Origin of the sequence: Lentzea sp. NEAU-D7 (assembly GCF_026242055.1) — a bacterium.
Lineage (GTDB): Bacteria > Actinomycetota > Actinomycetes > Mycobacteriales > Pseudonocardiaceae > Lentzea.
In genome coordinates, this window is sequence record NZ_JAPJDL010000015.1 from 93,316 (window position 1) to 110,730 (window position 17,415).

23 protein-coding genes are annotated in these 17,415 nt (G+C 70.1%); 11 read left to right on the forward strand and 12 right to left on the reverse strand.

Translation table 11 applies throughout. The annotated features are described in order from the left end of the window. Positions 1 to 4: 4 nt before the first annotated feature. Positions 5 to 511, forward strand: a complete 507-nt coding sequence (locus ORI60_RS27730) for a MaoC family dehydratase (RefSeq protein ID WP_090065688.1) — start codon at positions 5 to 7, stop codon at positions 509 to 511. A 15-nt stretch (positions 512 to 526) separates the two neighbouring features. Next, a complete protein-coding gene (locus ORI60_RS27735; RefSeq protein ID WP_266040939.1) occupies positions 527 to 1,522 on the forward strand; it encodes a DUF2332 domain-containing protein in 996 nt (331 codons plus the stop codon). A gap of 29 nt (positions 1,523 to 1,551) precedes the next feature. On the opposite strand, the gene ORI60_RS27740 is transcribed toward ORI60_RS27735, so the two are convergent. Further along, positions 1,552 to 1,971 (reverse strand): NUDIX hydrolase, encoded by a 420-nt coding sequence (locus ORI60_RS27740; protein WP_416234498.1) that lies wholly within the window; start codon positions 1,969 to 1,971, stop codon positions 1,552 to 1,554. Positions 1,972 to 2,105: 134 nt separating this feature from the next. Between ORI60_RS27740 and ORI60_RS27745 the strand changes: the two genes are divergently transcribed. From ORI60_RS27745 to ORI60_RS27760, 4 genes are all read left to right on the forward strand, one after another. Continuing rightward, on the forward strand, positions 2,106 to 2,264 hold the full coding sequence (locus ORI60_RS27745; protein WP_169746024.1) for a hypothetical protein: 159 nt from the start codon (positions 2,106 to 2,108) through the stop codon (positions 2,262 to 2,264). A 79-nt stretch (positions 2,265 to 2,343) separates the two neighbouring features. Further along, complete coding sequence (locus ORI60_RS27750) at positions 2,344 to 2,904, forward strand: PH domain-containing protein (protein WP_266040941.1); 561 nt, start codon at positions 2,344 to 2,346, stop codon at positions 2,902 to 2,904. A gap of 36 nt (positions 2,905 to 2,940) precedes the next feature. Continuing rightward, positions 2,941 to 3,798, forward strand: a complete 858-nt coding sequence (locus ORI60_RS27755) for a PHP domain-containing protein (protein ID WP_416234499.1) — start codon at positions 2,941 to 2,943, stop codon at positions 3,796 to 3,798. Positions 3,799 to 3,811: 13 nt separating this feature from the next. After that, positions 3,812 to 4,426: a MarC family protein gene (locus tag ORI60_RS27760; RefSeq protein WP_266040942.1), complete on the forward strand. Its 615-nt coding sequence runs from the start codon at positions 3,812 to 3,814 to the stop codon at positions 4,424 to 4,426. Here the strand turns inward: ORI60_RS27760 and ORI60_RS27765 are convergent. Further along, entirely contained in the window at positions 4,423 to 4,725 is a 303-nt protein-coding gene (locus tag ORI60_RS27765; RefSeq protein ID WP_266040943.1) for an ArsC/Spx/MgsR family protein, read from the reverse strand. The two genes, ORI60_RS27760 and ORI60_RS27765, sit on opposite strands and share 4 nt — an antisense overlap. A 233-nt stretch (positions 4,726 to 4,958) precedes the next feature. Between ORI60_RS27765 and ORI60_RS27770 the strand changes: the two genes are divergently transcribed. Together ORI60_RS27770 and ORI60_RS27775 are read left to right on the forward strand one after the other, a co-directional pair. Further along, positions 4,959 to 5,798: a PD-(D/E)XK nuclease family protein gene (locus tag ORI60_RS27770; RefSeq protein ID WP_266040944.1), complete on the forward strand. Its 840-nt coding sequence runs from the start codon at positions 4,959 to 4,961 to the stop codon at positions 5,796 to 5,798. A 113-nt stretch (positions 5,799 to 5,911) separates the two neighbouring features. Then, positions 5,912 to 6,208, forward strand: a complete 297-nt coding sequence (locus tag ORI60_RS27775) for a hypothetical protein (protein WP_266040945.1) — start codon at positions 5,912 to 5,914, stop codon at positions 6,206 to 6,208. A 28-nt stretch (positions 6,209 to 6,236) separates the two neighbouring features. Here the strand turns inward: ORI60_RS27775 and ORI60_RS27780 are convergent, their stop codons facing one another. From ORI60_RS27780 to ORI60_RS27825, 10 genes are all read right to left on the reverse strand, one after another. Further along, positions 6,237 to 6,875: a response regulator transcription factor gene (locus ORI60_RS27780; RefSeq protein ID WP_266040946.1), complete on the reverse strand. Its 639-nt coding sequence runs from the start codon at positions 6,873 to 6,875 to the stop codon at positions 6,237 to 6,239. A gap of 106 nt (positions 6,876 to 6,981) precedes the next feature. Continuing rightward, positions 6,982 to 7,866, reverse strand: coding sequence for a type II secretion system F family protein (locus ORI60_RS27785; RefSeq protein WP_266040947.1), 885 nt, complete (start codon positions 7,864 to 7,866; stop codon positions 6,982 to 6,984). 1 nt (position 7,867) lies between these two features. Next, the gene (locus ORI60_RS27790) at positions 7,868 to 9,472 is read right to left on the reverse strand and encodes a VWA domain-containing protein (RefSeq protein WP_266040948.1); all 1,605 of its coding nucleotides are present in this window, start codon (positions 9,470 to 9,472) and stop codon (positions 7,868 to 7,870) included. After that, positions 9,469 to 10,821 carry a CpaF family protein gene (locus ORI60_RS27795; protein WP_266040949.1) on the reverse strand — a complete coding sequence of 451 codons (1,353 nt, stop codon included), beginning with the start codon at positions 10,819 to 10,821 and terminating at the stop codon, positions 9,469 to 9,471. The genes ORI60_RS27790 and ORI60_RS27795 overlap by 4 nt, the downstream gene beginning before the upstream one ends. Further along, positions 10,818 to 11,972 (reverse strand): AAA family ATPase, encoded by a 1,155-nt coding sequence (locus ORI60_RS27800; protein WP_266040950.1) that lies wholly within the window; start codon positions 11,970 to 11,972, stop codon positions 10,818 to 10,820. The genes ORI60_RS27795 and ORI60_RS27800 overlap by 4 nt, the downstream gene beginning before the upstream one ends. An 8-nt stretch (positions 11,973 to 11,980) precedes the next feature. Further along, a complete protein-coding gene (cpaB, locus tag ORI60_RS27805; RefSeq protein WP_266040951.1) occupies positions 11,981 to 12,730 on the reverse strand; it encodes a Flp pilus assembly protein CpaB in 750 nt (249 codons plus the stop codon). A 15-nt stretch (positions 12,731 to 12,745) separates the two neighbouring features. After that, entirely contained in the window at positions 12,746 to 13,822 is a 1,077-nt protein-coding gene (locus ORI60_RS27810; protein ID WP_266040952.1) for a TadE/TadG family type IV pilus assembly protein, read from the reverse strand. Continuing rightward, positions 13,813 to 14,214 carry a TadE/TadG family type IV pilus assembly protein gene (locus ORI60_RS27815; RefSeq protein ID WP_266040953.1) on the reverse strand — a complete coding sequence of 134 codons (402 nt, stop codon included), beginning with the start codon at positions 14,212 to 14,214 and terminating at the stop codon, positions 13,813 to 13,815. Before ORI60_RS27815 ends, ORI60_RS27810 begins: the two co-directional genes overlap by 10 nt. Positions 14,215 to 14,403: 189 nt before the next feature. After that, positions 14,404 to 14,559: a Flp family type IVb pilin gene (locus ORI60_RS27820; protein WP_266040954.1), complete on the reverse strand. Its 156-nt coding sequence runs from the start codon at positions 14,557 to 14,559 to the stop codon at positions 14,404 to 14,406. A gap of 2 nt (positions 14,560 to 14,561) precedes the next feature. Beyond that, positions 14,562 to 14,753, reverse strand: coding sequence for a Flp family type IVb pilin (locus ORI60_RS27825; RefSeq protein WP_266040955.1), 192 nt, complete (start codon positions 14,751 to 14,753; stop codon positions 14,562 to 14,564). A gap of 207 nt (positions 14,754 to 14,960) precedes the next feature. On the opposite strand from ORI60_RS27825, the gene ORI60_RS27830 reads away from it, so the two are divergent. From ORI60_RS27830 to ORI60_RS27840, 3 genes are all read left to right on the forward strand, one after another. Further along, complete coding sequence (locus ORI60_RS27830; protein ID WP_266040956.1) at positions 14,961 to 15,569, forward strand: prepilin peptidase; 609 nt, start codon at positions 14,961 to 14,963, stop codon at positions 15,567 to 15,569. Positions 15,570 to 15,668: 99 nt separating this feature from the next. Beyond that, positions 15,669 to 16,976: an O-antigen ligase family protein gene (locus ORI60_RS27835; RefSeq protein ID WP_266040957.1), complete on the forward strand. Its 1,308-nt coding sequence runs from the start codon at positions 15,669 to 15,671 to the stop codon at positions 16,974 to 16,976. Beyond that, the gene (locus ORI60_RS27840; RefSeq protein ID WP_266040958.1) at positions 16,973 to 17,407 is read left to right on the forward strand and encodes a hypothetical protein; all 435 of its coding nucleotides are present in this window, start codon (positions 16,973 to 16,975) and stop codon (positions 17,405 to 17,407) included. The genes ORI60_RS27835 and ORI60_RS27840 overlap by 4 nt, the downstream gene beginning before the upstream one ends. Positions 17,408 to 17,415: the final 8 nt, after the last annotated feature.

The following is a 17,415-nucleotide window of genomic DNA, read 5'->3' on the forward strand; positions in this document are numbered from 1 at the left end:
CGCGGTGCAGTTCGGTCGGTACTACGAGGAGTTCGAGGTCGGAGCGGTCTACAAGCACTGGCCTGGCAAGACGGTGACGGAGTACGACGACCACCTGTTCTGCCTGCTCACGATGAATCACCACCCGCTCCACATGGACGTGAACTACGCGGAGAACACGACGGACTTCGGCAAGAACGTCGTCGTCGGCAACTACATCTACTCGTTGCTGCTGGGCATGTCCGTGCCCGACGTCTCCGGCAAGGCGATCGCCAACCTGGAGATCGAGTCGCTGCGGCACGTGAAGCCGACGTTCCACGGCGACACGATCTACGGTGAGACCGAGGTGCTCGACAAGACGCCGTCCAAGTCGAAGGACGACAGGGGCGTGGTCTACGTGGAGACTCGCGGCTACAAGCAGGACGGCACGGTCGTGTGCATCTTCAGGCGCAAGGTCATGGTGCCGAAGCAGTCCTACGGCGAGGCCCGCGGTGGCGAGCAGCCGGGGCGGCCGGAACCTGTGTCCAACTGATTGTGGGGTAGTGAAGTGACTTCTCTGGATCTGGCACAGCGGAGGTTGCGCGCTTTCGCGGAGGAGGCCGCGGCCACCTCGCCGCTGTACGGGCACCTCGCGTCGCGTGCCGCCGAGGATCCGGAAGTCGCCGACCTGCTGACCGCCGCCAGCGAGGACAACGCCACGGGCGAGCTCCTGCTGGCGGCGGCGCACCGGCTGGTGCAGGCCGAGCCGTTCCACCAGCTCTCGAACTACTACCCGTCGCTCGGCGGGACGTACGGCGCGGACGAGAGCACCTGGCCGTTGTTCCGGGACTTCCTGCTGGAGCGGGGCGACCGCGTGCGGGCGCTGGTGTCCAGCCAGGTGATCCAGACCAACGAGGTGCGGCGGGCGGCCCTGCTCTACCCGGCCGTCGCGGCCGCGGCGAAGCAGGCGGGCGGGCCGGTCGGGCTCGTCGAGGCCGCGACGACGGCCGGGCTGCTGCTCGGGCTCGACCAGTACTCGTACCGCTACCAGACCGCGGAGGCGGGCCAGCTCGTCGCCGGGCCGGCCAAGGCCGCGCTGGGACTGCACTGCGCCTTGGAGCTCGCTCCCGGCGCCGCGCTGCCGAAGCTGCCCAAGACGGTCAAGGTGGCCGCGAAGGCGGGGATCGGGGTGGCACCCGCCGACCTGGCCGACGAGGACGCCTACGCGTGGCTGGAGGCCTGTGTGTGGGCCGATCAGCCGGAGCGGCTGCGGCTGTTCGGAGTCGCGTGCGGGGTGCTGCGCAAGAACCCGCCGCGCCTGGTGACCGGTGACCCGGTCGCGGACCTCGCCAAGGCGGTCGAACCGATCGACGCGCCGCTCGTCGTCATCACGAGCGGGTCCGGCCTCGACCTCGTGCCCGCGTTGTCCGCTTTGGGCAGGCCTGTCTGGTGGGCGGCGCACGAGGCCGGTGAGCTGCGCCTCATCCGTGTCGGTGAGTCAGGCGTGGAGACGACCACCCTGGCGACCACCGAGGCCCACGGGCAACGTCTCGTATGGCGTTGAACGTCCCACCCCTAACGCGTGAACCCTGATCAGGCCCTGGGCAGGCAGTTCCAGCCGGAGAGCGCTTCCACGAGCCCTTCGGTGGTCGGAAGTGTGTCCAAGGTCGCACCGTCGACCCAAGCGACATCCGATGCGTCGTCGCCCGCTCGGAGCACACCCGACGTGACCTGGCATTCGTAGTCGAAGATCAGGAAAACCCCGTTCGGGGCCGGTCGCTCCACGTGGCCGACGAGGCGGCCGACGGTGACGGAGAGTCCCGTCTCCTCGGCTAGTTCCCTAGTCACAGCCGCCTCATCCGTCTCATCGGGCTCCACTCGCCCGCCCGGTATCGACCACAGGCCCTCACCAGGCGGATTAGCGCGTCGCACGAGCAGCAGTCGCCCGTTCGAGTCATGAACGACGGCTCCGACGCAACGGATCGTGCGCTTGCTGCTGGGCGTCACGATCACGAAGGGTAGTCACACCGGATCGGCGGTGCTGTCCGCTACCCCGGCTGCGGTACAAATCTCCCAAGGTGCTGAATCGTGCTGTACAACGGTCACGAACGGCGCCAAACGGGTGCGACGCGGACGGGGTGGACACCGTGAACTTGAAGAAGATTCTCACTTTCGCTGGAATCGCCTTGCTGTTGTTCTTCCTGATCGCGGAGCCTCAGCAGGCGGCTCAACTCGTGCAGAACATCCTCAACTCGCTGCGAACCGCGGCCGAAGCGCTGATCACGTTCGTGCGTTCTGTCTTCTAGTCTGGTGTCAGCCACCCGCGGGGTGGCGGGAGCAGGTCAGACAGGGCACTGCCTGGTACCAGGAAAGGGCTGGTAGCGCATGTTCGCACCACGTGATCCGGACGACTACCTGCTGTCGAGCGAGCGTCGGGTCATCCGGGTGCGCAGGCACTGGTCCTACCTGATCTGGGACGTCCTGGAGGCGGCGGCGCTGCTCGCCGGCTTCATGATGATCTCGTACCTGCTCCCGGCGGACGCCGGCGTGATCCAGAACGTGCTGTGGTACGGCGCGCTGCTGGTCCTGCTGAGGCTCTCCTACTTCATCATCGAGTGGTGGGTGGAGCGCATCGTCGTCACCGACAAGCGCTTCATGCTGACCTCGGGCGTCTTCGAGACCAAAGTCGCGATGATGCCCATCAGCAAGGTCACCGACCTCACCTACGAGCGCACCGTGGGCGGACGCATGTTCGGCTACGGCACGCTCATCGTGGAGTCGGCAGGTCAGATCCAGGCGCTGAACCGCCTGGAGTTCCTGCCGGACCCCGAAGAGGTCTACGACGCCATCTCGGAGCTGACCTTCGGCGACAAGAAGGCACAGGCCGAGCGGTTCTCGATGATCAAGGCGCAGCGCGCCGCGCGCGGGAAGAAGATGGTCCCGTAACACGGGTCGTTCGCCACGTCGTCCACACTGGACGACGTGGTCATCGATCTGCACACCCATTCGTCCGAGTCCGACGGCACCGACAGCCCCGCAGACCTGGTGAGGGCGGCGTCCCTCGCCGGACTCGACGCGGTGGCGATCACCGACCACGACACGGCGGCCGGGTGGGCCGAGGCCGAGGCGGCGCTGCCGTCCGGGCTGAGGCTGGTGCGCGGAGCCGAGCTGTCGTGCTCCTCGGCTGACGGCTACGGCCACACCATCACCGTTCATCTGCTGGCGTACCTGTACGACCCGACGCACGCCATGCTGATGAAGGAGCAGTCGCGCCTGCGCGAGGAACGGCGGCAGCGGCTGCAGAAGATGGCCGAGATGATGCAGGCCGACGGCTTCCCGATCGACCCGGTCGACCTGATGTCCCGCCTGCCGTTCGACGCGCCGGCCGGACGCCCGCACCTCGCCCAGGCGCTGATCCGCGCCGGGGTGGTGTCGTCGGTCGACGAGGCGTTCGCGACGTTCCTGACCGGCGGCCAGTACTACGTCGGCCGCACCGACACCCCCGTCGAGCGCGCGATCGAGATGATCACCGAGGCCGGCGGCGTCACCGTGCTGGCCCACCCCTTCGCCCGCTCCCGCGGCCCCGTCGTGGCGCCCTCCGTCGTGCGCTCGCTGGCCTCGGCCGGTCTCTTCGGCGTCGAGGTGGACCACCCGGACCACGACCAGGAGACGCGGCGCTCGCTGCGCGCGCTGGCGGACTCGCTGGGCCTGATCGTCACCGGGTCGAGTGACTACCATGGCACGAACAAGACGGTGCGGCTCGGCGCGGAGACGACGGCGCCGGAGATGCTGGATGCTCTGGCCGAGAGGGCGACGGGCTGCAAGATCCTCGTTGGATAAGGGCGGTGTTCTCGTGTTCAACCTGCGGCTCTTCATCGAGGCCTCGATCACGCTGCTGGTGATCATGGACCCGCCTGGGACCGTGCCGGTCTTCCTGGGGCTGGTCGGCCGCAAGTCGCGCGAGGCCCGCAAGCGGGCGGCGCGGCAGGGCGTGCTGGTGTCGTTCCTGGTGATCACGCTCTTCGCGGTGGCCGGCAACTCGATCCTGGCGTACATGCACATCGGCATTCCCGCGCTGCAGGGTGCGGGCGGGCTGCTGCTGTTGCTGATCGCGCTCGACCTGCTGACGGGCAAGGGCGCGACCAACCACCCCGAGGTCGAGGACGTGAACATCGCCCTGGTGCCGCTGGGGACGCCGTTGCTGGCAGGGCCTGGTGCCATCGCCGCGACGATCGTGTTCGTGCGTCAGGCGAACGGTGACTGGGGCTCCTACCTCGCGCTGGCCGCGGCGATCGTGGCCGTGCACCTCGTGCTGCTGGGAACGCTGCGGTCCGCCGGTCTGCTGATCAAGGTGTTCAAGGAGAGCGGGATCCTGCTGATGGCCAAGATCGCCGGTCTGCTGCTGGCCGCGATCGCCGTGCAGCTCGTCGCGTCGTCCGTGCAGGGCTTCATCTCGTCCGGCGTCTAGCGCTCGATGTGGGCCTTGTCCCCGTCGATGACGATGGGCCGCTCGATCAGGCTCGGGTTGGCGACCATGTGCGCGATCCACCGCGCGCGGTCGTGTTCGAGCAGCTTCGGGTAGGCGGGCTCCTTGGTGCGCGCGATCTCCCACGGCTCCTTGCCGAGCAGCGTGAGGACGTGGTCGAGCTCCTCGGCGGTGGGGACGTCGTCGAGGTAGCGGCGTTCGGTGTACTCGACGCCCTCGTCGTCGAGGCGCTGCGTGGCCGCGCGGCTCTTCGAGCAGCGCGGGTTGTGCCAGATCTCCATGCGGCGAATCTAGCGAGTTCATCCTCCCGGCGAGCTCGTCGCAGCGCGGATCTCCACGCGGGATGCGTTGCGAGTTCGTGTCGGTCGTCCGGTCAACCGCCGGTGCCGGATTCGGCGAAGCCCAGTTCGGCACCGGCGATTCGGCCGGACGACCGACTTCCCGACGAACTCGCCGCCATCTGCGGAGCAGGGGCAAACCAACACTGTCAGGGTGCCTGAGTAACTTGGTTGGGGTGGAACAACTCGGCTTCGACTTCGGCACCGCGGCACCCCGCAAGCTCGTACGCGTCACGCCCGCGAAGCTGTCGACGTGGACGAGCTGTCCGCGCCGCTTCCGGATGACGTACCTGGACCGCCCCTCGCCGCCCAGGGGTGGCGCCTGGGCGCACAACACCCTCGGCGCCGTGGTGCACAACGCGTTGAAGGCCCTCTTCGACCTGCCGCCCGACCGCCGCACCCCGGACCAGGCCGTCGCGCTGCTGAACCGGCAGTGGAAGTCCGAGGGCTTCCGCGACGTGGACCAGGCCGACGAGTACCGCACCCGCGCCCAGGGCTGGGTCCACGACTACGTGTCGTCCCTCGACGTCGACTTCGAACCGCTGGGCGTGGAGCGCTGGGTGTCGTCGCCGACCGAGCGCATCGTGGCCGAGGGCCGGGTCGACCGCATCGACTACCGCGACGGCGAGCTCGTCATCGTCGACTACAAGACCGGTCGCCACGTCCTCACGTCCGACGACGCGCGCGGCTCGCAGGCGCTGGCCCTGTACGCCTTGGCGGCTCGGCGCACGCTGCGCAAGCCGTGCCGCAAGGTCGAGCTGCACCACCTGCCGTCGGGGTCGGTCGCGGTGTGGGAGCACACGGAGGAGTCGCTGGCGCGGCACGTCCGGCGGGCCGAGGAGGCCGCGGACGAGATCGACCTGGCCACGGAGACGCTCAAGGCTGGTGGGGACCAGGAGGTCCTGTTCCCGCCGGTGACGGGGCGGCAGTGCCAGTGGTGCGACTTCCGGCGGAGCTGTCCCGAGGGCCAGGAGGCGGCGCCCGCGCTGGACCCCTGGGCGATGCTCGCGCCGTAGCCGGAGGGACCGGAAGGGTGCCTGGAGTGCGGCTTTTGCCGTACACGGTCATGAGGGCGGCCGGGTCGTGACTGGCCGCGCACCGCTGGACCCGTAGGGTGGCGGGAGTGGACGTGGAAGCAGCAAAGCGACCGTCGCGGACCTACGGATTCCTGCGCGCCGTGAGCGGAGTGCTCGCGGTGGGCATGGTGCTGCTCGCTCTGGGGAACATCGGCGTCCAGTTCTACGCGAACTCCCGCGATCTACCCGGGCCTGGGACGTTGTCCGTCGTCGCGCACGTGGTGGCGGCGGTGCTCGTGGTCGGTGCGCAGATCGTGGCTGACCGGTATGCGGACTGGAAGGCGCCGGTCGCGTCGCTGGCGGTGCTGGTCGTGAGCGCCGCGACGCTGTGGACGTTCTGGTGGGCCTGAGCCGGTGGGGACCGGGCGGCTCGGGGCCTCAGGCGGGCGTCGCGTCGCTGTGGATCAGGCCGATGCGCAGCGCCGCCATCAGGGCCTGGGCGCGGTTGGAGACGCCCAGCTTCTCGTAGAGGCGTGAGACGTAGGTCTTGGCCGTCGACGGCGAGACGAACAGGGTGCGCGCGATCGCCGGGATCGACACGCCCTCGCCCAGCAGGTGGAGCACCTCGCGTTCCCGCGGGCTCAGCGTCAGGTGGGCCGCGTGGCGGCGGGCCATGGCGTTCGCGAGGCCCGTGGCGGTGAACGACGAGGCCGCCACGGAGGCGTGGCGGATGGCGCAGAGGATCTCCTCGACGGGGGCGGACTTGCCCACGAACGCCGAGGCGCCGGTCTCCAGTGCGCGGAAGAGCACGTCGTCCTCGCCGTGCGAGGTCAGGACGACGATGCCCAGCGCCGGATAGCGGTCGCGCAGTTCGCGGGCCAGGCGCAGGCCGTTGCCGTCCGGAAGGGCCACCGCCACGGTGACCACGTCCGGAGAGGCCGCGGCGATGATCGCTCGGGCCTCGGCCCCTGTGCTCGCCTCGTCGACGACCTCCAGGTCGGGATTCTCGGCGGCGAGCATTTTCAGGCCGAAGCGGGTGAGTGCGTGTCCGTCGACGACGACGACTTTGACTGCCATGAGCCGCCCCCTCTCGCTGAAGGTTCAACCCGCATGTCGTTCCGCACGTAGCAATTGGTTACACCGAAGGGACCAATAGAGTCCTCGGTCCTCGATGGACAGGGACCTACAGATTCATCAGCACGCGGGCGATGCTGATGGCGCCGGGGCCGATGATGATCACGAACATGGCCGGGAACAGGCACGTGATCAGCGGGAACAGGATCTTCACCGGCACCTTCTGGGCCTGTTCCTCGGCACGTTGACGGCGGCGGACGCGCATTTCGCGAGCCTGTTCGCGCAGCACCGACGCGATCGGGACGCCCAGCTCACCCGCCTGGGCCAAAGCGGAGACGAACGCGCGGAGCTCGGCGACGGTGGTGCGCAGGGTCAGGGCTCGCAGGGATTCGTTGCGAGACTTGCCTATTTGCATCTCCTGCAGGACGCGGGCGCATTCCTGGGCGAGCGGGCCCGAGGTGTTGCGGGCCACCTGGGCCATGGCCGCGTCGAAGCCGAGACCCGCTTCCACGCACACGGTGAGCATGTCCAGCGCGTCGGGCAGCGCGCGGCGGATCTTCTCCTGGCGCTTCTGGCCCGCGTTGAGCAGCAGCAGGTCGGGCAGGAAGAAGCCGAACACGGCACCGAGCACGAGGCCGGCGACGAGCCAGCCCGCCGAACGCACGCCGAGCAGTCCGCCCAGCCCGAGACCGAGCAGCAGCCCCAGGCCCTTCGCGGCCAGCACGCGGTCCGGTGTCCAGGTGACGGGGTTGCCCGCGAGGTCGAGGCGGTGCTGCAACCTCGACGCGACGCCGGCGGGGGACAGCCGCAGAGCGATGGACCGCAACCAGCTCGGCGAGACGACCGCGTCCGGTTTCACCGCCGAGGCGGTCGAGTAGCTCGTCTCGATCAGCGTGAGGGAACCGGCGGCGGTGACGCGTGGCTTCATCACCAGAGCGAACGCCACGAGGAACACCGCGAGCAGCAGGCAGCCAACACCGAGGTACAGCGCCATGTCACACCTCCACGCGCACGAGCTTGCGCATCCACAACGAGCCGAGCACGACCAGGACGGCGGCACACGAGAGCATCACGACGCCGATCGGCGTCGTGTAGAGCGGCCGCATGTACTCCGCGCGGAAGAAGAACAGGAACGCCGCGAGGAAGATCGGCAGTCCCACGAGGACGTACGCGGACAGGCGGCCTTCCGCGGACAGGGCGCGGACGTGCCGGTGGGTCTGCGACCGGTCGCGCATGGTGGAGACGGTGTTCATCAGCACCTCGGCGAGGTTGCCGCCCACCTGGCGCTGGATGCGGATCGCCATCACCACCCACGCGAGGTCGGCGCTGTGCATCCGGGCGGCCACGCGGTCGAGCGCGTCCTCCAGCTCGGCACCGATGCGGGTGGCGGCCAGCGCGCGCGAGAACTCGCCCGCGGTGGGCTGGGTGTCGTCGCGGACGACGGCGTCGATCGACTGCGCCAGCGAGAAACCGGACCGCAGCGAACTCGCGACCAGCTGCAGCACGTCCGGGAGCTGGTCGGCGAACGCGGCACGGCGCTTCGAGGCCCGCACCCGCACCACCAGCGCCGCCAGCAGCCAGCCGAGCAACGCGCCCAGCGGTATGCCGATCCACCACGTCGTCAGCAACGTCAGCAGCGCGGCGAGCCCCGCGCCGGCGCAGAGCCGCAGCAGGGTCCACTCGGCGGGGCTCGCCTTCATCCCGGCCAGGTCGAGCCGGTCGGCGAGGCGGGCGGCGCCGTCGTCGCTCATCACCCGGCGCGTCCAGACCACGGCGGTCTGCGCGGCCTGACTCTCCTCCTGCGCAACGGGTTCCTGCGTGCCGTAGTGCTCCAGCTGCCGTTCGAGCCCGCGGCTGGCGGCGGATCGGCGCGGCGTCAGCAGCATGATCACGACGAGGAACACGATCAGGAACGTGCCCGCGATCAACACCACGGCCGCCCAGTTCAGCCCGGGAGCCGGGACAGGTGTGACGGCGGGCAGAGGTGCGGGAGCGGCGGCGGAAGGCGCGGTGGTGACCGGAGCCGGCACGGTCAGCGCGGCGAACGCGGCAGCCAGGGCGGGGGCGTCGGACGCGGTCAGCAGCCGCCCGCCTGCGGCGGCGGAGATGCGGCGCAGGGCCTCGTCGCTGTACTGGAAGCCGATCACGTCGGTCGGCACGCCGGCGGACGCGACCGCGGAGACAGCGGCGTCCACAGTGGAGCGCGAGACGGTGTCCTCGCCGTCGGACACGATCACCATCCGCCGTTCGGAAATGCCCTGCAACGCCGACAACCCGACCGGCACGGCGTCGAACAACGACGTGTCGCCCTTGGCCTGCAGCGAGTTCAGCGCGCCGGAGAAAGCAGCCCGGTCCGCGGTGGGTGCGAGCACGAGCGAAGGTTGAGACGAGAACGCCACCAGCCCGACCTGGACGTCGGCGGGCAGGGACGACACGTAGGTGGAGATCGCCTGCCGGGCGACGACGATCCGGTCCGGTGCCATCGACCCGCTGGTGTCGAGCAGCACCACGACCCCGCGAGTCGGTGCGGCAGAGGCGAAAGCGCCGAACAGGAACGTCAGCAGCACGCCGGTGACGAAGCCGGCCACCACACGGGTCATCGCGGACCACCTCCGAACAGGTGCGGCGGGACGTCGATCCCGCGGTCGCGCAACCGCTCCACGAAGTGCGGCCGCAACCCGGTCGACTGCAGCGTGCCCCGGTAGAAGCCGCGCTCGTCGACCCCGGCGTGGAAGTCGAACGTGAAGATGTCCTGCAGCGTCACGATCTCGCCCTCCATCCCGATGACCTCGGTGATGTGGGTGATCCGCCGCGTGCCGTCCTTCAACCGCGACTGGTGCACGATCAGGTCGATCGCGGACGCCATCTGCTCTCGGATCGCGCGTGCCGGCAGGTCCACGCCCGCCATCAGCACCATCGTCTCCAGCCGCGACAACGAGTCGCGCGGCGAGTTGGAGTGCACGGTGGTGATCGAGCCGTCGTGGCCGGTGTTCATGGCCTGCAACATGTCCAGCGCCGCGCCGTCGCGCACCTCGCCGACGATGATCCGGTCGGGCCGCATGCGCAGCGCGTTGCGCACCAGGTCCCGCACGGCCACCTCGCCGCGCGACTCCACGTTCGGCGGCCGTGCCTCCAGGCGCAGCACGTGGTCCTGGCGCAGCTGCAGCTCGGCGGCGTCCTCGATGGTGACGATGCGCTCGTCCGCGGGCACGAACGACGACAGCACGTTCAGCGATGTCGTCTTGCCCGAGCCGGTGCCGCCACCGATCAGGATGTTCATCCGCCCCTGCACGCACGACTGCAGCAGGTACGCCGTCGCGGGCGTCAGCGTGCCGAACCCCACCAGGTCGTCCACGGTGAACGGGTCGGCGGCGAACTTGCGGATGGTCAGCACCGAGCCGTCCAGCGCGATCGGTGGCACGACGGCGTTGACGCGGCTGCCGTCGGGCAGGCGCGCGTCGACCATCGGGGACGCCTCGTCGACCCGGCGCCCGACCTTGGCGACGATCTTGTCGATGGTGCGGCGCAGGTGGGACTCGTCCGCGAACGCCACGGGCACCGGCTCCAGGCGCCCGGCACGTTCGACGTAGATCTGGTCGAACCCGTTGACCATGATCTCGGAGATGCCGGGGTCGCGGAGGTAGGGCTCCAGCGGTCCGTGGCCGAGGATCTCGTCCAGCACCTCCAGCGCGATGCGGGCGCGGTCGGCGTTGGTCAGCGGTGTCTCGTCGCGCTCCAGCACCGCCTGCAACGTCTGGCGCACACGGGTCTCCAGCTCGCGCTGGTCGAGGTGCGCGTCGTAGAGCTTGGGGCCCAGCACCTCCAGCAGACCGGCGTGCACGCTGCGCTTGACCTCGGCGAACGGGTCGGCGGCGCGGTTGTGGCGGCGCACCGGCGGCGTCGGTGACGACGACTCCCGTTGCGCGGCGATGCGGTTGGCCAGGCTCATCGGAACCACCTCTTCGAGGGCCGGGCGGCGGCGACGGGCTCGGCGAGCACGTGCTCACGGGCGAACCGCGAGATGGCCTCGCTGACCGGGTGCCTGGGCAGGTCGATGACGATCGGGTTGCCCTTGTTGACCGAGATCGGGACGTCGCGGCTGGACGGCACGTGCGCGCGGATGTCGCTGCGCACCACGCGCTCGATGTCGTCCATCGAGAGCCCGACCTTCGCGTCGGACCGGTTGAGCACGATCGACCGGATGTCGTGCGCGTAGGAGAGCAGGTCCAGCATGTCCAGCGTCACGCGCAGGTTCTTCAACGCCGGCACGTCCGGCGTGGTCAGCAGCACGTGGTGGTGCGAGGCGTCCATCGCGGCCAGCACGTGCTCGCTGAACGCGGACGGCGTGTCCACCACGACGAAGTCGAACATCGCCGGCAGCACCTCCAGCAGCTCGCCGACGAGCGACGCCGGGATCCGTTCAGCGTCACCGGGCTCGACCGGCGCGAGCAGCGCGCTCAGCCCCGGCCGGCACGCCGTGAGCAGCGACGACGCCCCCGCCGCGTCGACGTGGCCGACCATCCCGAGCCCGTGCACGATCGTGCGGACCGGCTCGGCCCGCAGGCAGATGCCCACGTCGCCGAACGCGAGGTCGAGGTCCACCAGGCAGACCGACCGCGTGCCACCGGCCGCGAGCGACGCGGCCAGGTTCACCGCCAGCGTCGTCTTGCCGCACCCGCCCTTCGCGGCGAACACCGTGATCACCTGGCCGTTCCTGCGCTCGTCGGCCCGGGGCAGCGGCACGCCGGTGACCTGCGAGGACAGGGCTCGTGACCGGGCGCAGGCGTCCACCAGCGCCGCGAGGTCGTCCCGCGTGACGACCTCCCGCACCCCGGCGCGCAACGCGCGGGTCAGCACCGCGACGTCGAGCGCGTCGCGCAGCAGCACCACGCCGGCCGACGGACGTTCGACCCGCAGACCCGCGGTGAACGCCAGGGCCTCGTCCAGGTCGATGGCCGAGCCGATGACGACGAGGTTCTCCAGGGGGTCGGTGGCGAGCAGCCGCGAGGCGTCGCCCAGGGTGTCCGCCGCGCGGACGTCACCGCCGAGCGCGGGGGAGAGCTGTCCGGCGAGTGCGGCCGGTTCGCACAGGATCGTCATGGCACGCCTCAGTTTCCGAACAGGGAGCGGTTGTCGACGCCGTTGCCGGGCGCGATCTCGGACTTGCCGCCGAGCAGGGCGAAGTAGAGCGTTCCCGTCTGCTGGCCGTGGATGAGCTTCTCCGCGTCCGCCTGCTTCACCGCGACCGTGACGATGGCCTTGCCGACGTCGCCGTCCTCGGCCGCCTTCTTCTCGTCGACGACGGAGAGGACCTCCAGGCCGGTCAGCAGCAGCCGGGTGGACTGGTTGCGTTCGTACTGCTTCGATAGACCGTCACCGGACGGGGTGTTGCCCTTGCCGTCCATCACGGTGAAGGTGTCGAAGACCGCGACCTTCGAGCCCTTCTGGATGAGCCCGCCCGCGCGCTGCCAGGCCTCGGTCGGCACGGTCACCGCGATCATGCCGTCCGGGATCGAGATCCCCTTGGCCAGCGACGCCTGCTCGGTGAACAGCGCCCTCGTGAGCAGCTGCCCCTCGGGGATCTCCGACGACGTGACGAGCTGGGCCACCGACGGGTCCACTTCGGACATCGTGTTCTCGGGCACGCTGCTCTTGGGCATCTGCTGCTGCTCGACGAGGTCCTTCAGCGCGTCACCGCTCGTGCCGGCGGGGATGCGGTCCTTCGCGACGAGCACAGTGACGGCCTGCTGGCCCGCGATCGCGCGGGTGTCGGCACTGCGGACGTAGAGGAACACCCCGGCGCTGCCGCAGACGGCCAGCAACACCGCCAGGATGATGACGAATGCGCGGTTCTTCATGACGACTCCTGGGTTTCAGCCGGTGAGCTGGACGATGCGGGCACCGAGGTCGGGGCCGCCGATGGTGCCGGTGTTGGGCATGAGGCCCTCGACGAAGTAGCCCGCGACGCACTTGTCCGAGCCCTTGCACTCGTTCTTGTTCGTCAGCCAGTCCTTCTGGCTCGCGCCGGGCAGCCAGTAGCCGGTGACGACGAACCCCGCGAAGCCCGCCAGCGCGTACGTGCCGCCGGTGCCGGTACCGGTGACCTTGGTGTAGATCGGGAAGTAGACGGCCTCGCGCGAGCTGAACGCGGCGGCCAGCGCGGTCTTGCAGTCGCTGCCGGCCGAGGCGCCGGTGTCCGCGCTGTAGGTGTTGTTCAGGATGTCCACCGAGCAGTCGGAGCCGGTGTCGTCGACCCAGCCGAACATGCCGGGACCGTCCGATCCCGACGGTCCGCTGGGACAGGTGGTCCCGGTCGTGGTGTGCAGCTTCAGCACCCGGTGCACCGACAGCGGTGGCGTGGCGGGCGGGGTGGGACCGAAGTTCGTGCCGCCGGACGTCGCCTCGTTCCACTCGCACCACGAGATCGTCAGAGCCATGGTGGTCGCGGTCTTCGGCGGACCCCACCTGGCACGGGCGCACGCGGCGACCCGCGAGCCCTCGTAGGAACCGTTGTCCAGCAGGGATCGGGCGAACATCGGCGGCAGCAGGGTGCCGCCACCGGACGTCTGCGTCGAGGTGTGCACGTCCACGTACGTGACGCCGGCGGCGGGCTTCGCCGGGCAGTCGGTCATCGCCCCCGTCGCCGCCGGGCACGAGGGCAGGACGCCGCCCTTGTCGTACCCGCACACGACATCCACAGTGGACACACCGTCTTTGGCGTTCTGGTTGGCGAAGTAGTTGGACTCGTTCACCGCGCAGGGCTCGGCGGCGCAGCTGTGGGCGACCGCGAGCGCTCCCGCGTCGGCCCCGTTCTGCAGCTCGGCGCGCTCCTTGAACAGGAAGCCGACGTCGATCACGATGGCGCCCATGCCGAGCAGGACGCCGAACCCGAGCAGGATGCTGATCAGCACGCCGAGCGCTCCCCGGTCGTCATCCCTCCTCACCCGCATGGCATGACCCCCTCGGCGGTCAGCGTGATGGGGGAGCCGAAGCCTCCGCCGCCGAACAGTCCCGCGAGACCGCCGACCGGCGTGATGAAGGCGTAGGTGTGGGTGACCACCACTTCGGCGCTGTCTTCGCCGGGCGTCCCACCCGCGGGGCAGGCGTCGACCGCGACGTCGACGTCGTCGAGACCGGTCGCGGCGAGCACCGCGCGACCGGAGGGGTCCGGCTGGCCCAGCGCGGCGACCCGCACGCCCTCACGGGCGGCCTGCGTCAGGGTGATCTGGGCGCGCACGGCCCAGCCGAAGTCCACGATGCCCATCACGAGGACGAGCACGATCGGCATCAGCAGGGCGACTTCGACAGCGGTCGCGCCGCGATCGCGAGCAAGGTTCGTCATGACCGCTCCGAAGAAAGGCGCGCGGCCGGCGGAGGGGATCGCCGGCCGCGCGGGACAGGAGACTTCAGCCCGCGGTGTCGTCGGGGGCGCACTCGAACCATGGGGCCCGGGTGTGGCCGCGACTCCCCCCCCCCCAAGCCGGGGGGGGGGGCGGGGGGGGGCGCCCCCCCCCCCCCGGGACAGGAGACTTCAGCCATCGATGACGTCGGCGACGAACTCGAACATGGCGGCCATGTTCTCGCCGACCGCGGTGATGGCCACCAGGGCGGTGACCGCGATCAGCGCCAGCATCAGGCCGTACTCGACGGCGGTGGCGCCACGGTCCGATTCGTGCGGACGCTTCACGGTCAGAGCAGTTCGGCGGCGATCTCGTTGAACAGCGCCAGGAGGTTCACGCCGACTGCCGTCACGCCGACGATGATGACGATCGCGATCAGGGCGACCATCAGGCCGTACTCGACGGCGGTCGCACCCCTGTCGTCGTCTTCGCGCCGGGTGCGGGTGAGGAACGTCTGCACGTAGCTGAGGAAGGTGAGCATCGCGGTCTCCTGTGGGATGTGAGATCCATGTCGGGACGCCGCAACTCTGCGTGACGGGCGGTGGTCGCCGGTATCGGGCGATGAGGTGTAACGAAACCGCAGATCGGAGGACATTGTCGGCTGATCGGGGGACACGCTGTAGGCCCCTCGGCCAGATCTGCCGCCGTCACGTTCCGTTGCGACGATACGCGCTCTACCGTCGGCCGCATGATGGTTCTCTGGGCCGCCGGAGGTGCCCTGGGCGGGCTCGCCTCGGGTGTCGCCCTGCGCGGCACGGTCAGCCGGTTCACGCGCACCGGCATCGCACTGCCGCTGGTGTCCGCGGCCGTTCTCGCCGTGCTCGCCCTCAAGTTCGCCGGCTCGGTCGAGGTGCTCGCGTTCGCCTGCCTGGGCGCCGTCGGGGTCGCGCTCGCGTTCATCGACACGGCCGTGCACCGGTTGCCGGACGTGCTGACGCTGCCCGCGTACCCGCTGGTGCTGCTCCTGCTCACGGTGGCCGCGCTGACCGGCGGCACGGTCGGCGCGCTCGGCAGGGCGGTGCTCGGCGGGCTCGTGCTCGCGTTCGTCTACCGCGTGCTGGAGTTCTTGAACCCGGCCGGAATGGGCTTCGGCGACGTGAAGCTCTCAGGCGTCATCGGGATGGCGCTCGGGTGGCTCGGCTGGCCGGTGCTGCTGTTCGGCGCGGCCCTCGCGTTCATCCTGTCGGCCGTCGTGTCGCTGGTCCTGTTGCTGCTGCGGCGGGTCACGCTCAAGAGCTCGTTGCCCTTCGGGCCGTTCATGTTGCTCGGCGCGTTCGCCGCGGTGCTGCTGTCCTGACCGGAACTCGCTCTTCCGCCGCAGCCGTCCGGCACCTACAGTGTGCTCTCGATCCGCTTGGGGAGGCGGGTCGATCACCCTTGGGGGAAGTCGATGGACGTGGGGGACGTCGTTGGCGCGCGCCGAGATTCGGTCGCGTTGCCGGTGCCGGTGTTGCTGGTGGTCGCGGGGTTCGCCGCGGCCGTCGTCGCGCAGGGCGGGTACTACCTGCCAGGTCGTGCGCTGTCGGGACTGCTCGTCGTGCTGGCCGTCGTGCTGGTCCGCCCCCGGCGGAACGTCCTCGTGGTGCTGGGCGGAGCGTTCGCCGCGTGGGCTCTGCTGCGGGGGCTGCTCGAAGGTGACGTGCTGTCAGGACTGCCGTCGGCGGTCGCGGTCGTGGTGTTCGCCGGCGCCGCGCTCGTTGCGGCACAGGCTGATCACGATCAGCGCGAGCTGCTCGCCGGCGTCCTCGCCGGCGTCGGTGCGCTGATCGGGTTCACCGGATGGATCGCCGTGGTGTTCCGGCTGCCGTCGTGGTCGACGGTGGCCGAGGGGTTGCTGCGGGCCGGGTCGACCCTGACCTACCCGAACGCGGCCGCGGCGGTGATGGCGGCGACCGCTGTGCTGTCGCTGGTCCTGCGGCCGGCTCCGCTCACCGCAGTGATGAGGTTCCTGCTGTTCGCGGGGATCGGCGCGACGATGAGCCGTGCCGGTGTGATCGCACTGCTCGTGGGCTTGCTGGTGCTGTGTGCGCTCCGGGGTGTCAAGGAGACGCTGACCGCCGCCGTGCCACCGCTGCTCGGAGCCGCGGTGGCGGTGGGTGCTCTCCTCCCGTCGATGCGCGTGGCCGACGAGCCGCAGCCCTGGCTCGCGGTCGCAGGCCTGGTCGCCGGTGCCCTGGTGACGCTCGGTTTGCCCGGACTGGGCCGGTGGGCGGCGCCGGTCGCGGTGCTGTCGCTGGCAGGCGGCGCGGTGGCCGTGCACAGCCTCGCCGGCGGCCTTGCCACGCGGTTCTCGTTCAGCTCACCGGACCGCGCCGGCGCGACGGGGGCCGCGTTGGACCTCGTCGCCCAGGCGCCGCTGCTCGGAGCCGGACCGGGGAATGGATCTTTTTTCTTCGACCGCGGCAACGAAGGCGCCCGTGTGATGCGTTACGTGCACAACGAGTACCTCCAGGTGCTCGTCGAACTGGGGGCTGTCGGGCTGGTGCTGGCGCTGGGGGTCGTCGCGGCCGCGCTGGTCCTGCTGTGGCGCGGGCGCGGGAGTTCGTTGTGGGCGGGGGCGATGGCGGCGGTCGTCGTCGTGCTGGTGCACAGCGGTTTCGACTTCCTGTGGCACCTGCCCGCTGTTCTGATCGTCGCCGGCCTCTGCGCCGGAACGGGGTTTCCGTCCACGAAGGACGGAATGACTGAGGGGACAACAGCATGAAGAAGTTCACCGCGGGGAAGACGGCGGCGGTCGTGGCTGTCGCGGGTGGCGCGGTCCTCGCGTCCATCGCGCCGGTCATGGCCGACGTGAGCGCGCAGTCGCCGTCGGTGGGGCTCGTCAGAGTCGAGGACCCCGGCAAGCTGAAGGCGTGGGGCGCGGCGGTCGAACTCGACGTGACCTACTCCTGCCCGGTCAGCCAGTCGCCGGCCTACCTCTACGTGAGCCTCACGCAGAACCGGCCGCTGATCGGCCTCGCCACCGGCAGCGGTTCCAAGAACGTCACCTGCACCGGTGGGTTCTCGACCGTCAAGGTCAGCGTGACGGCTCAGAACCGGGCGTTCGGCTCGGTCGCCCCCGCGTTCGCGAAGGCCGACCTGCAGGCCTACCCGAACACGGCGAGCGACGAGCGGACGATCTCGCTCAACTGGTGATGTGACAG